The organism is Thalassolituus sp., assembly GCF_984348125.1.
Genome location: NZ_CFHJLR010000006.1, coordinates 66,884 through 79,411, shown reverse-complemented (window position 1 = coordinate 79,411; position 12,528 = coordinate 66,884). Strand labels below are relative to the sequence as shown.

The window sequence follows — 12,528 nt, the reverse complement described above, 5'->3', positions numbered from 1 at the left end:
AGCTGCTTTTCGAATCGTCTTTTTAGCCCTTTATTTCCCTATTGTGTGCCTGCTTGGGCTTCTGATTTGTATTATTCGACCATTCAACCGGAATAACAGTCGTATTATTGCCATAATATTTTCCTGGGCACGATTCGTAATGAATGTTCGTGTGGATGTTCGCAACCGACCTGAGGACAGCATTCAAGGGATTTACGTTGCGAATCACCAGAGCACCCTTGATATGTACATGTACGGCGAAAGCCTGCCGGATGACATGGCGATCCTTGGTAAGCACAGCCTGATGTACATTCCTTTGTTCGGTGTATTGTTCTGGTTGGCGGGCAATATCTTTATTAATCGCGGCGATCGTTCCAAAGCGCGCGGAGCGATGGAAGAAGCCGCAACGATTGTTCGCGAAAAGGGCTGCAGTGTGTATATGTTCCCAGAAGGCACCCGTAGCAATGGCAGAGGCCTTTTACCTTTTAAAAGTGGAGCCTTTATTCTGGCAATTGAGGCCGGTTTGCCGATTGTTCCCGTCTGTGCAAGTAGCACTCATAAAAATATCGACCTGAAGCGCTGGCGCGCAGGTGAGTGCCGTCTGGTGCAGCTACCGGCGATCAGCACCGAAGGCCTGACCCGCGACGATGCTAAGCGCCTTGCCGATGAGGTCCAGGCCCTCATGGCAGCACAGATCGATCAGATGGATGCAGACATAGCGCAGGGGCGGTAGCCCTTTAGTAGACTCTGCCTTTGCTGAATTGCTCTCGTGCCTGCTGCTTCTTACGCTCACTCTTTTTCAGCAATACATAGAAAGCACCTGCGCCACCATTTTGCGGCTGAGCGGTATGGAAGGCCTGAACGTCTTCCAGCTCTTCAAGCCAGAAAACCAGATAACTCTTCAATACTGCGGGGTCACCTTCATTGCGATCGCCCTTACCGGGCATGATCAGGACACTTCTGAGATCGGCGCCTATGCAGTCGTTAACGAAGCGATAGACTTCTCGCCTGGCCTCTTCGATCGTTCGACGGTGGAGGTCGAGGCGGGCTTCAATTTCGTATTTTCCCAAACGTAGCTTTCGGAATACGCCGTCCTGAATACCCGGACGTTTAAAGCCGAGCACATCGTGCGGGCCCACTCTTGGAACCTCGCTGGCACGCAGGTGGTTTTTGTCGCTCGCTGTCTCCTGAGATACAGCCGCTGAGCGGCGCGCAGCAACATTGTTGTCTTTCTGATCACGACGAAGGGGGACGCGCTCCTGCGTTTGCAGCTTCTTGACCCCCTGCATCTCTTGCAGAAAGAGCTCATCTTCTTCAGTCATTTTTACATCCTCCGGGGCAGCGACAAATCTTTGCAATGTCGGACACAAATATTAGGCTGTGACGCCTAGTATAACCTGATAATAAGCACCGCATCACAGGATCGATTTATGAAAATGCCCACTCCCATTGCCCGCTTTCAACGCTCCCTGAGCCTTGTTGCCTGCGGTGTACTTATGACGACTGCTCAAGCCTGGGGGTTTGACGATCGTCAGAAGAAGGTCGATTGGGAAAGCTCACTGAATCTGTCCGATGAGCAGCAGGAGCAGATTGATGCGATTGAAGATAAGTATCGGGATCGCTTTCGTGAGATGAAGCCCAGTGAGGCCGCAGGCAAAGAGCGCCGTGAGCAGCGTCAGGACCTCTACGTACAGATGCGTGAAGAAATCCGTTCGGTTCTGACTGACGAGCAACAAGCCATCGCGGAAGAGCAGGTTCGCAAGCGTGAAAAAGAAGGTCGTGAAGAGCACCTTGAACGCCTTTCCCGGAAACTTGACCTGACGAGTGAGCAGAAATCAGAGCTCGAAGAAAAGTTATCTTCCTGCTCTGAAGAAGAATGGCCAGTCAGTATGAAAATGCGCGAGAAAGACCGCCGTGATTTTGAAAAAGCAGTGAAGTCGGTTCTCACAGACGAGCAGAAGAAAAAATGGCGCAAGATGCAGCGTGAAGAGCGGGATAAGTGGCGTCACCACGACATGGATCGCCTTAAGGACAAGCGCGGCGAGAAAGATCAGGAAGAGGGTGAGTAACTCAAGAGCGAATAATATAAGAAGGGGCGGTTAACGCCCCTTTTCAATGGTGAATGGTTTACTGTTCAGGCTTCAGTGCTTAGAAGCTGCAAACCTCAGAAGCTGTAAACCAGGGTAACGCCGAATTCAGTATCGGTGTTTTCAGTACCTTCCGGCACTTCTTCCACATGCTTCACCTTATAAGTCAGCTTCGATGCAAGGCTACCGCTGAGCTGGCTCTGAAGACCCGTTTCTGACTTGTAGATAGAATTGTCGCTGCCGATTTCTGCAGTGAAGTTTTCAATAAAGCTTACGCCTTCGCGGATTTGCCAGTCGTAGCTCAGAGCCAGACGCCCAATGGCTTCTTCCTGAATCTCATCACTTTCTTTCAGTTTGTCGCGACGATAACCCGGACCGGCCTCAAGGTTCAGCTCCATTGTGTCGTTTTTCAGAACGCGATAACCATAGTTCACCGATACTGTGCTCTGGTACGTATAACCGCTGAAGCGCGCACGCTCCTGCTGCGCAACGATGGCCATATAGGAGTGTTCAGTAAAGTTACGGTCAAACTGAGTGAGAGCGCTGTACTTTTCTTTTGACTTAACACCGTCTTCTTCACTGGTCAGGGCTTCCAACTTCAATGTGGTATCCCAGACTTCACCGGTGCGCTTTGCCATGAAGTTAGCGTTGATGCTCTGGGTGTCTGTGTTACCTGAAGTGAAAATGGTACCGAGTTCGGCGGCGCCATCCCACGAAGGTTCTGCAGCCATTGCTGCGGTTGGAGCGATAACGATGGCCGCTACCAGTGCGTGCTTACGAAGCATATTTGGATATTCCTTGATACGACTGTATTCGGTTGCAGAATAGCGAGTGACTATGACAGGTTCAATACTTCATAGTTCACATATCAAGGTTTCGGGGTGTTTCAGAGCTCCAGTCCTGAAGTCCGTAACGCTCAAGTATTTCTGCAAGTCGACCAGACTCTCGCAAGCGTCGGATGCCGGTATCCAGCTGGCGAGTGTATGTCTCAGACTTGTCAGGCGTCGCAGGTGAGCAGGCAATATATAACTCATCGGCAACGCCGATGTTGCCTGCGGGTTGTACTGCGCCCTCCATACCGAGCGTAGCGACTGTGTAGTTGACCACAGTGGCCGAACCCACAATGGCATCAATACGGCCAGACAGAAGTTTCTGCAGGTTTTTCTCCAGTGCGTTATCGCCCTTCATTAACTGCACCCGGCTACCGGGAGAGCCGTCGCGGATGGCCATTGCTATATGTTCATCGACAGCACCCTGGTCATAGGAGTAGCCGCCAATGACGCCCAAACGGATGTTGCTCAGCTGACTGGGAGAGTGATATGTCCACGGGTTTCCAGAGCGGGTGTAAAACGTACTCTGATCAAGCCCCAGTGAAAGAGAATGAAATACAAAGTCGGGAACTTCTTCTGGTAACGCACCAAGTATGCAGTCGATGTTTCCTGAACGAGCTTCACTGATGGCCCGTTCCCAGGGAATCGTTGAGTAATCGACCTGATGACCTTCGCTATTCCAGATTTCGTTCGCGAGTTCGACGATGTAGCCGGGTTTATCACTGCCGGGTGTCGCGTTGTAGGGGGGCCAGATATCGGCTCTCAGGCTGATGGTGTCTGCACTGGCCTGATACACACTTAGTGCACCGGTAAGTGCGGTCATTGCGATGGATAACGCGCGTCTCATCATCGCCTCCACATTGGGCTGCAATCGATCGTTTCTGTCAGGAGCGAGGTAGTTTTTTGTCGATACGTCCCAGCAAAAAATCTTTCAGCATTACCCAGTCACCCATGAAGCTCCATAAAGGATAGCGGAAAGTGGCAGGTTTATTGTGTTCGAAGAAGAAATGTCCGATCCAGGCAAAGGCATAACCAGCTACCAGAGCCATCGGAATGTACTGGAAATTCCCACTGGTCAGTGAAAACAACAGAACACCCAAGCCAATCGAGCTGCCAATGTAGTGCAGGCTGCGGCAGGTGGAGTTCCGATGCTCAGAGAGATAATAAGGATAAAACTCACTAAAGCTCGTGAATCTGTGATCTTTGCTGACAGCGCTTTCGCTGTTTTTTGTTTGTGTACTCATGATGGCCACCTCTCCTCGTTATTATTATTGGCAGGCGGGTTTTCCGCACATTGCAAAATAACGTCATTACCAGTGTTACCCACAGGGCGCGGTGCGCCAAATCCCGAACTTATCGGGCCATAAAGAGGCAAACTTAACTCACAGTATAGACAATTTGACCCCAGAGGAAAATAAACGTCCTGATCGTCCGGTTGGTTCAGATTAAATTTCAATGAATGAACAGACACATCTGAACCTTCAGCTATGCTGGAAGTCTTCCCTGATCCGGGGCATGACCCGGATAAATTCTGGTGCGATGACGAGGTGGAATGGAATGCTCTACACAATCAATGCCCACGTAATGAATGCGCTACGCCCGATGCATGTGGCGGCACGCCTGTCCCGGCAGATGTTTTACCAACCCTGGAACCCGATGAATTATGGTTGGTATCTGCGCACTGTTCGTGCCTCGCTTGAACTGGTTGAGCGTTTAACGGATTTCTATGAAAAACCGGAATGGAGACTCGATACGACACGTATTGATGGCCGTGAAGTGGGCATCGAGTATTGCAGTGTCGTTGAAAAGCCTTATTGCGATCTGGTTCATTTCCGCCGTCGGAAGCGTGGCCTTGAACAGCCTAAGCTGCTGATCGTAGCGCCACTGTCCGGACACTTTTCCACCTTGTTGCGGGGGACAGTTGCTGAGTTTTTACCAGATCATGAGGTCTACATCACCGACTGGTTGAATGCTCGTGATGTTCCGCGTTCTAAAGGTGAATTCAGTTTTGATGATTATGTCGATTATCTGATCGAATTTCTGGAGTTCCTTGGCCCGGATACTCACGTTCTGGCAGTGTGTCAGCCCTGTGTTCCGGCACTTGTCGCGGCGAGTGTTATGTCAGAGCAGGGCAGCAAAGCGGTACCCAAGTCCATGACCTTAATGGGCGGGCCGATTGATGTGCGTATCAGCCCGACAGAAGTGAACGACTATGCCTCGGGTAAAGATCTTGAGTGGTTCGAAGATAATGTGATCTGCCACGTGCCGGATGGCTTTGCGGGTCGGGGCCAGTCGGTATATCCCGGTTTTATCCAGTTGTCTGGATTTATGTCGATGAATATGGATAACCACGTCAGTAAGCACTTTAAGTTCTTCACTGACCTGGTGAAGGGCGATGGAGACAGCGCAGAAGCGCACAGAGAATTTTACAACGAGTACCTCGCGGTGATGGATATGCCGGCCCGGTATTATCTCGATACTATCCGAAAGGTATTCCTGGAGTATCAGTTGCCAGAGGGCACGATGGAGTACCGGGGTAAGATTGTTGATCTGAAGGCCATTAAGGATATGGCTTTGATGACGATTGAGGGCGAGCTCGATGATATTACCGGAAAAGGACAGACCGCTTGCGCGTTAGATCTTTGCGCGGGTATTCCCGACAAAATGAAAATTCATCGTGAGGAGCCGGGTGTAGGCCATTACGGTATTTTTAACGGCCGGAAATTCCGTGAGAGCATTGCACCTGCCGTTAAGGCCTTTATTAGCAAGCACAGTTAGTCTGCCGGCCGGGCCCACGTGGGCCTGGCTCAATGGCTCGCTTCAGTTGCCCCTGCTATCATGAGCCTCCCTATGTGACGGGTTCTACAGGATGAACTGCTCATGACAGATGCTTCTCACCGGTCAGGTCTGACCGATGATATCTATGAAAAACTGGTTAATGACGAAGACGCCCGTGCCTGTAAGTCGATCCCTGAAAGCGCGTGCCGGGAAGTCCCCGGCAATTTCCTTAAAACCCTGCTCAGTATGTTTTTCTCCAAACTGGGTGATGCACTGGTCAACCCTAAGATTACCTTACCCTGGTTAATGCAGTCAGTCGGCGCTCCGGCCTGGATGCTCGGCTGGCTCGTTCCGATTCGTGAGTCGGGCTCAATGTTGCCACAGCTGGCCATCGCCAGTGTCGTGCGCACCATGGCTATTCGTAAGTGGATGTGGGTATTGGGAAGTGCACTTCAGGCGTTGGCGGTGCTGGGGATTGCAGCCGTCGCTTTCTCGCTTGAAGGGGCGGTGGCGGGTTGGGCGATGCTGGCGTTAGTCGTAATTTTCAGTCTGTCACGAGGCCTGAGTTCTGTGGCATCCAAGGATGTTCTGGGTAAGACGATTCCTAAGCCCCGGCGTGGCACCCTGAATGGTTGGGCCGAAACAGCTGCGGGGCTGATTACGCTGACGGTTGCGCTATTACTGATCAGCGGCATGCTGGGAGAAGGTTCCACTACTCTCTACGCCAGTGGTTTTGCTCTGGCAGCCCTGATGTGGGTGATTGCGGGTGGCGTTTATGCTGGCATTAATGAATTTCCGGGAGAGACAGACGGTGGGAATAACGGGCTGAAGGAAGCCTTTGCCAGACTGTCGCTGCTTAAAACTGACGCACCTTTCCGGCGTTTTTTACTGTCCCGCTCGTTACTTCTTTGTTCAGCGCTTACTGCGCCTTTTATTGTAGTTCTTGCTCATCAGGAACTGAATGCAGCGATCAGTATGCTGGCTTTGTTTATGGCCGCCAGCGGGGCGGGAAGTCTGGTGTCAGGACGTTTCTGGGGGCGCTTCGCAGATGTCTCCAGTCGCCTTGTCATGGTTCGTGCGGGGATGATGTCTGCGGCTGTCGGCGGAGTGATATTTCTCGTCGGAGCATTCCGGACAGAGTGGCTGTCAGAAATATGGGTACTACCTCTGTTGTACTTCGTATTGAGCATTGCCCATCAGGGTGTTCGTCTGGGAAGAAAGACGTATGTCGTTAACCTCGGTGAAGGCAATAAGCGTACGGACTATGTTTCTGTGGGCAACACACTAATTGGCGTTATGTTGCTGATGACAGGATTTATCAGCCTGCTGGAGCCGCTGATAGGTGTCAGTGGCGTTATCCTGATACTGTCATTTATGGGGATGGCGGGTAGTTGGATGGCTATAAAATTACCCGAAGTTGAAGGCTGAGACAGGCATTCAACTTCAGGTGTTCAGTCTGGCTTTATCTCAGGGCCGGTTCAGTTTTTATCAATCAGATAGTTGATGTACTCATCCCGGAGGCTACGTTTCTGTAGCTTCCCTGTGGCGGTATGAGGGAGTTCGTCCACCACGAGAATATCGTCGGGCATCCACCACTTAGCGATTTTTCCATCGAGATAGGCATAGACGTCTTCTTTTGTGACGGTCTTGCCTTCAAGTGCGACGATAAACAGCAGAGGCCGTTCATCCCACTTGGGGTGCTTCACACCAATAACGCAGGCTTCTGCGACTTCTGGGTGGCCGACCGCAGCATTCTCCAGATCGATGGAGGAGATCCATTCACCGCCTGATTTAACAACGTCCTTCGCGCGGTCGACGATCTGCAGGTAGCTTTGCTCGTCGATCACCGCAATATCACCGGTGTCGAACCAGACACCGCCATCTTTATCGGTGAAAAACGCGTCGGGCTTTTCTGTCTTGTAGTAACTGCTTAGCACCCAGGGGCCTCTGACCCGAAGGAAGCCGCGACTGGTGCCATCGTGTGGCAGCGGCTCTCCGTCGTCATCAAAGATTTCCAGGTCAATACCAAACATGGGCTTACCGGCGGTTGTCTGAATCCGGTAGCGTTCATCATCAGACATACTGGCCATGGCTTTGGTCGGTGCTCCAAGCGTTGCCAGTGGCGATGTCTCAGTCATCCCCCAGATTGGAAGCAGATAAATGCCGAAGTCTTTATCGAGTGTTTCGACCAGAGAACGAGGCGAGGCGGAGCCGCCAACGCCCACGGTTTTGACTGACGGAATGGTGAGGTCGTTGGCTTTCAGATAATCGATGAGGCGCAGCCAGACTGTCGGTACTCCGAGCATCATGTCGACCTGAGCAACATCAATCAGCTCATACAGGTCCGGACCATCCATTCCCTCCCCTGGAAGTACGAGGGAGGCACCTGACATAGGAGCAATGTACGGCATTCCCCAGGCGCATACGTGATACATGGGGACAACAGGCATCACAACACTATCGGAAGAGACATTCAGGGCATCCGGGTTGCGGCTGGCGTAGGCGTGCAGAACGGTGGATGCGTGTGAGTACAGAACGCCTTTGGGGTTGCCTGTGGTGCCAGAGGTGTAGCACAGGCAGGCAGCGGTATCCGCTTCAAAACGGGGCCATTCGTACATATCTGGTTGCTGAGCCAGCAGGTGTTCATAATTGTGAACATACGGCAGTGATGTGTCGGGCATCTGATCTTCGTCGATCATCAGAATGAACCCTTTAACGCTGGAGAGTTTGTCGGCGATGGGCTCCAGAAGCGGGGCAAAACAGGCATCGAGAAAGACATAGCAGTCTTCAGCGTGCTGGATAATGTACTCGACCTGTTCCGCATACAGGCGCGGGTTCACCGTATGGCAGATGGCACCGATGCCCGATATCCCGTAGTAGCACTCGAAGTGGCGATAGCCGTTCCAGGCCAGCGTTGCTACACGATCACCGGGTTGTACTCCCAGTGAAATCAGCGCATGTGCCAGCTGCTTACTCCGCCGTAGCGCGTCCTTGTATGTGTATCTGTGAATATCCCCTTCAAGCCTGCGGCTGATGATCTCTCGAGAGCCGTGATGAGCGGCTGCGTATTCCAGTAAATCACTGATCAGCATAGGCTGCGTCAACATTTGCCCGGTGACAGGTCGCGCGGTTGTCATATGGCGTTCCTTTGCAGTGTCGCGGCATGGTGCGCGCGAAAATGAGAGAAGCAGTGAGGAGCTATGGGGATCTCACCATTCAGAGAGATCAGCTTATGCCGAGCAAGCAGAGTCAGCCAGTGCAAACGTGCAGATTGTTAACTCTGCTGCCACTCAGGGAGCTTCTGCGGCCAAACAGAAAAAGGCAGGTCACTGTGTATCGCGGTTTGGCTCGTATGGACTAATTTGAATAGGACATATCAGGACATGAACTTGATCGGATATCACCTGTTCAGTTTAAGGGTGTCCCGTCATTCTTGGCCCGTTTTGCAACATGAGCATATTCCCAGATGAAATTCGCAGTACTGACAATGCTTGTATGGTTCTTCAGCTCTGCGTGTGCATTCGCAGTCGAAGATACCCCAGCGCTGGAAGATAAGCAGACGCATGCTGCTCTTGAGTCGTCGGGTTGTGCTTATATGGTGTCTGTCATGCTCGAGGAGAGCATGGGTGTGAAAACCAGCGAAGTCGATATATTTGCTTTGCTGTTCATTCACGGTGATCCGGTAAGAATCCGTGAGCAGCGCGGCTTCAACTTCTACGACATAAAACAGGCAGCAGCTGCATTGGGACTTCGTGCCAGCGCTTTTAAATCTGACGATCTGTTACTGGATCTGGCACAGCGCAAGCTTCAGCAGCAAGATGGTCCTTATCTCCTGTTGAAGGACAACCCGGAAGGTGTTGACCGCTTCTACCTCTACTACTTTGAAGACGAAGAGTACGTTTACCTGCGTGATCCATTTGCGGGCATGATTACCATAGAGCGCAGCGAGTTTAATCGAACCTTCGTTCCCTACGTATTAATCATTGAAGGCAAAGTAACAGAGTTCACAGAGGTATAGAGGTCGGGGTATCCCAATGGACACCCCGTTTGGCTCTTTGCTTAACTTCGCTCTACCGCCAGAGAAACGCCCATTCCTCCGCCAATGCACAAGGTGGCGAGACCTTTCTTCGCATCACGCCGAGCCATTTCATGCAGCAGTGTGACCAGAATCCGACAGCCTGAGGCCCCGATCGGATGGCCAAGGGCGATGGCACCGCCGTTCACATTGATCTTATCAGCATCCCACTCCAGCCCTTTGTTGACTGACAGCGCTTGAACTGCGAAGGCCTCATTGGCTTCAATCAGATCCAGGTCAGCAACCGACCAGCCTGCTTTGCTCAGGCATTTTTTAGTCGCTGGAATCGGCCCTGTTCCCATAATGCGAGGCTCGACACCGGCATTGGCGTAACCCTTAATCGTCGCCAGCACTGGAAGACCCAGCTCTGCAGCTTTGGCTGCACTCATGAGCATAACGGCGGCGGCGCCATCGTTGAGCGATGAAGCATTACCAGCGGTGACTGAGCCGTCTTTACTGAAGGCCGGACGCATGCCTGCAAGCTTCTCTGCAGTTGTTCCCGGGCGCGGATTTTCATCAACCTTGAATACGACAGGGTCGCCTTTACGCTGAGGGATTTCGATCGGGGTGATTTCAGCATCGAATGTGCCTGCTTCAATCGCAGCGAGGGCTTTGTTCTGAGAAGCTGCAGCAAACGCATCCTGCTCTTCACGGCTGATGCTGTAGTCACAGGCGATGTTCTCGGCTGTTGTACCCATGTGATAGTCGTTAAATGCGTCCCAGAGGCCATCCACAACCATAGTGTCGACCATGGTAATAGGTCCCATGCGCTGACCATTACGGGAGCCCGGCATCGCGTGCGGTGCGTTGGACATAGACTCCTGGCCCCCCGCGATGATGACCTCAGCATCACCACAGGCGATCGCCTGCGCGGCAAGGTGAACAGCTTTCAGGCCCGAGCCGCAGACCTTGTTGATGGTCATCGCCGGAACAGAAGGAGGGAGCCCAGCTTTGATCGCGGACTGGCGTGCCGGGTTCTGGCCGGCAGCGGCCGTCAGCACCTGGCCCATAAGTACTTCATCGACCAGTCCTGCGTCGACACCTGTTTTTTCGATGATGGATGAAATCACCGCGGCGCCGAGGTCAACGGCCGATAATCCAGCGAGTGATCCGCCGAAGCTTCCGATAGCGGTACGGGTAGCTGCAACTATGACAACGTCAGTCATGTGTATCTCCAGAGAAACAGTAGAAAAGCGGGATGAGCGCCCGCTGATGCGCTACAACCATTCTACTGTATAGACTGTTGAGCGTGATCAGGAGGCGATCCGGATAAGCGGGAGGCACATTGATGACAATGCACCTCACCAGGAGGCAGACTGTCAGTGGTTACCTGGGTCAGTACGATCCAGCTGACCAAGATCAAGGACAGGGGACGCGTCAATGTGCTGCGCATCCATCATATAGGCCACTCGTTCCAGAGACGTCAGAATCATGCTTTGCTCCCAGTCTCTTAAATCCTGAAACTGCTGCACGAAACTATCCTGCAACGGGCGGGGGGCATCAACCAAAGCCTGGATCGCTTGTTCTGTGAGGTGCACAAATACTTTTCGTTTGTCTGTGCTGCCGCGTTCGCGGACAACAAATCCGCGTTTACTGAGGCGATCAATAATGGTTGTCACTGTTGCCTGAGAGAGACTGACACGGCGGGCTACATCTCCGACAGTCAGTTCGCCATGATGGCGCAGAGTCTGAAGTATCAGGAGCTGTGGAGAGGTCAGACCAGATACTTTACTCAGTTGCTTCGAGTGAAGATCGGTAGCGCGAATGATACGCCGTAGTGCAACAAGCACCTCGTCATAGCGGTTCATAGATTTTTCGTCTTCCAGCAGAGGATCGTGATTCTTGCCCTGTAGTTTACCTTGTTGCTGATCAATAGAGTACGAAATATTCATAAGGGGGCCTCCTGACCGCTAATCCGGGTGGCGCATCCCGTCCTATGTTTAGATCTCAAAATATCGATCTCTATATATTTTTCTCGAGGGATTGGTGGAAATCACACAAAATACGCCTATTTAGTTCGTTTATTGTACAAAAAAATGCGTTCTTCTCAATCGAAAAGTCTGAGATCGGATGAAATATATTTAGAGTTGTATATATTTTTCGATTGGCTATAATGTTTAGAGTTCAAAGTAATTGACTAACCCTAGCAATTGACGAGGACGTAATGGCTTACGCCGGTACGCGGATCTCGAAGAGGAAATGAATCAGATTCTGGCGCAGGCAGCGCCCAACGAAAAAGATCAGTCTCAACGCCTAATCACAATGCGCAAGCCAAACCCGGAAGACGGCTCTGTAGTGAATAATCTTGTGGAAAACTGCAAGCCTCTGGATACAAATTCAATGTACTGCAACAACCTGCAGTGTTCTCACTTCCGCGATACCGCGGTGCTTGCTGAAGAGCAGGGTGAAACGATCGGTTTTATCTCCGGTTATCTTCTGCCTGAACAACCAGACACTCTCTTTGTCTGGCAGGTAGCTGTCAGCCCCAAAGCTCGCGGTCTGGGTCTTGCCAGCAAAATGCTGCTTGAGCTGCTTTCCCGTCACGAAGGTACGGTTCGTCATCTCCACACCAGCATTACGCCGGGTAACGAAGCTTCATGGAATTTATTCAGAAGGCTTGCCCGCAAATTAGATGCACCGCTGAACGAACGCGTTATGTTCGATAAAGAACAGCATTTTGCAGGACAGCATGAAACAGAAATGCTCGTCCACATTGGTCCTTTCGGTAGTGCTGATATCAGCGCTGCGCAATAACAGAATTTAAACCAAATACAGAGGA

The 12,528-nt window shown here is 51.8% G+C and carries 13 protein-coding genes; 6 read left to right on the top strand and 7 right to left on the bottom strand.

Annotation, left to right across the window (positions count from 1 at the left end; translation table 11 throughout):
- Positions 1–139: 139 nt before the first annotated feature.
- Positions 140–712: a lysophospholipid acyltransferase family protein gene (locus tag AC5E51_RS06185; RefSeq protein WP_297533339.1), complete on the top strand. Its 573-nt coding sequence runs from the start codon at positions 140–142 to the stop codon at positions 710–712.
- Positions 713–716: 4 nt separating this feature from the next.
- On the opposite strand, the gene smrA is transcribed toward AC5E51_RS06185, so the two are convergent.
- Positions 717–1,301, bottom strand: a complete 585-nt coding sequence (gene smrA / locus AC5E51_RS06180) for a DNA endonuclease SmrA (RefSeq protein ID WP_068436014.1) — start codon at positions 1,299–1,301, stop codon at positions 717–719.
- Positions 1,302–1,409: 108 nt separating this feature from the next.
- On the opposite strand from smrA, the gene AC5E51_RS06175 reads away from it, so the two are divergent.
- The gene (locus tag AC5E51_RS06175; RefSeq protein ID WP_301377882.1) at positions 1,410–2,048 is read left to right on the top strand and encodes a hypothetical protein; all 639 of its coding nucleotides are present in this window, start codon (positions 1,410–1,412) and stop codon (positions 2,046–2,048) included.
- 95 nt (positions 2,049–2,143) lie between these two features.
- On the opposite strand, the gene AC5E51_RS06170 is transcribed toward AC5E51_RS06175, so the two are convergent.
- The 3 genes from AC5E51_RS06170 to AC5E51_RS06160 form a co-directional block, all read right to left on the bottom strand.
- Positions 2,144–2,851 carry a DUF481 domain-containing protein gene (locus AC5E51_RS06170; RefSeq protein ID WP_068436019.1) on the bottom strand — a complete coding sequence of 236 codons (708 nt, stop codon included), beginning with the start codon at positions 2,849–2,851 and terminating at the stop codon, positions 2,144–2,146.
- Between the two features lie 76 nt (positions 2,852–2,927).
- Positions 2,928–3,743, bottom strand: coding sequence for a substrate-binding periplasmic protein (locus AC5E51_RS06165; RefSeq protein WP_297533342.1), 816 nt, complete (start codon positions 3,741–3,743; stop codon positions 2,928–2,930).
- 37 nt (positions 3,744–3,780) lie between these two features.
- Positions 3,781–4,140: an Mpo1-like protein gene (locus AC5E51_RS06160; RefSeq protein WP_068435403.1), complete on the bottom strand. Its 360-nt coding sequence runs from the start codon at positions 4,138–4,140 to the stop codon at positions 3,781–3,783.
- 313 nt (positions 4,141–4,453) lie between these two features.
- Between AC5E51_RS06160 and AC5E51_RS06155 the strand changes: the two genes are divergently transcribed.
- Positions 4,454–5,674 (top strand): polyhydroxyalkanoate depolymerase, encoded by a 1,221-nt coding sequence (locus tag AC5E51_RS06155; protein ID WP_068436024.1) that lies wholly within the window; start codon positions 4,454–4,456, stop codon positions 5,672–5,674.
- A 102-nt stretch (positions 5,675–5,776) separates the two neighbouring features.
- Positions 5,777–7,102: an MFS transporter gene (locus tag AC5E51_RS06150; RefSeq protein ID WP_491778281.1), complete on the top strand. Its 1,326-nt coding sequence runs from the start codon at positions 5,777–5,779 to the stop codon at positions 7,100–7,102.
- A 50-nt stretch (positions 7,103–7,152) separates the two neighbouring features.
- Here the strand turns inward: AC5E51_RS06150 and AC5E51_RS06145 are convergent, their stop codons facing one another.
- Positions 7,153–8,811 carry a long-chain-fatty-acid--CoA ligase gene (locus AC5E51_RS06145; RefSeq protein WP_488045787.1) on the bottom strand — a complete coding sequence of 553 codons (1,659 nt, stop codon included), beginning with the start codon at positions 8,809–8,811 and terminating at the stop codon, positions 7,153–7,155.
- A gap of 329 nt (positions 8,812–9,140) precedes the next feature.
- On the opposite strand from AC5E51_RS06145, the gene AC5E51_RS06140 reads away from it, so the two are divergent.
- Complete coding sequence (locus AC5E51_RS06140) at positions 9,141–9,692, top strand: cysteine peptidase family C39 domain-containing protein (RefSeq protein WP_068438966.1); 552 nt, start codon at positions 9,141–9,143, stop codon at positions 9,690–9,692.
- 41 nt (positions 9,693–9,733) lie between these two features.
- Here AC5E51_RS06140 and AC5E51_RS06135 read toward each other — a convergent pair whose 3' ends face one another.
- Positions 9,734–10,915 carry an acetyl-CoA C-acetyltransferase gene (locus AC5E51_RS06135; RefSeq protein ID WP_301388033.1) on the bottom strand — a complete coding sequence of 394 codons (1,182 nt, stop codon included), beginning with the start codon at positions 10,913–10,915 and terminating at the stop codon, positions 9,734–9,736.
- A 153-nt stretch (positions 10,916–11,068) separates the two neighbouring features.
- A complete protein-coding gene (locus AC5E51_RS06130) occupies positions 11,069–11,641 on the bottom strand; it encodes a MarR family winged helix-turn-helix transcriptional regulator (RefSeq protein ID WP_349676799.1) in 573 nt (190 codons plus the stop codon).
- Positions 11,642–11,948: 307 nt separating this feature from the next.
- On the opposite strand from AC5E51_RS06130, the gene ectA reads away from it, so the two are divergent.
- Positions 11,949–12,503 (top strand): diaminobutyrate acetyltransferase, encoded by a 555-nt coding sequence (gene ectA, locus AC5E51_RS06125; protein ID WP_245820041.1) that lies wholly within the window; start codon positions 11,949–11,951, stop codon positions 12,501–12,503.
- The last annotated feature ends 25 nt before the right edge of the window (positions 12,504–12,528 follow it).

What these genes read in the sequence shown, in the direction of transcription:
- AC5E51_RS06185 (WP_297533339.1), top strand. Translation starts at nt 140, where the DNA reads ATGAATGTTCGTGTGGATGTTCGCAACCGACCTGAGGACAGCATTCAA.
- smrA (WP_068436014.1), bottom strand. Translation starts at nt 1,301, where the DNA reads ATGACTGAAGAAGATGAGCTCTTTCTGCAAGAGATGCAGGGGGTCAAG.
- AC5E51_RS06175 (WP_301377882.1), top strand. Translation starts at nt 1,410, where the DNA reads ATGAAAATGCCCACTCCCATTGCCCGCTTTCAACGCTCCCTGAGCCTT.
- AC5E51_RS06170 (WP_068436019.1), bottom strand. Translation starts at nt 2,851, where the DNA reads ATGCTTCGTAAGCACGCACTGGTAGCGGCCATCGTTATCGCTCCAACC.
- AC5E51_RS06165 (WP_297533342.1), bottom strand. Translation starts at nt 3,743, where the DNA reads ATGAGACGCGCGTTATCCATCGCAATGACCGCACTTACCGGTGCACTA.
- AC5E51_RS06160 (WP_068435403.1), bottom strand. Translation starts at nt 4,140, where the DNA reads ATGAGTACACAAACAAAAAACAGCGAAAGCGCTGTCAGCAAAGATCAC.
- AC5E51_RS06155 (WP_068436024.1), top strand. Translation starts at nt 4,454, where the DNA reads ATGCTCTACACAATCAATGCCCACGTAATGAATGCGCTACGCCCGATG.
- AC5E51_RS06150 (WP_491778281.1), top strand. Translation starts at nt 5,777, where the DNA reads ATGACAGATGCTTCTCACCGGTCAGGTCTGACCGATGATATCTATGAA.
- AC5E51_RS06145 (WP_488045787.1), bottom strand. Translation starts at nt 8,811, where the DNA reads ATGACAACCGCGCGACCTGTCACCGGGCAAATGTTGACGCAGCCTATG.
- AC5E51_RS06140 (WP_068438966.1), top strand. Translation starts at nt 9,141, where the DNA reads ATGAAATTCGCAGTACTGACAATGCTTGTATGGTTCTTCAGCTCTGCG.
- AC5E51_RS06135 (WP_301388033.1), bottom strand. Translation starts at nt 10,915, where the DNA reads ATGACTGACGTTGTCATAGTTGCAGCTACCCGTACCGCTATCGGAAGC.
- AC5E51_RS06130 (WP_349676799.1), bottom strand. Translation starts at nt 11,641, where the DNA reads ATGAATATTTCGTACTCTATTGATCAGCAACAAGGTAAACTACAGGGC.
- ectA (WP_245820041.1), top strand. Translation starts at nt 11,949, where the DNA reads ATGAATCAGATTCTGGCGCAGGCAGCGCCCAACGAAAAAGATCAGTCT.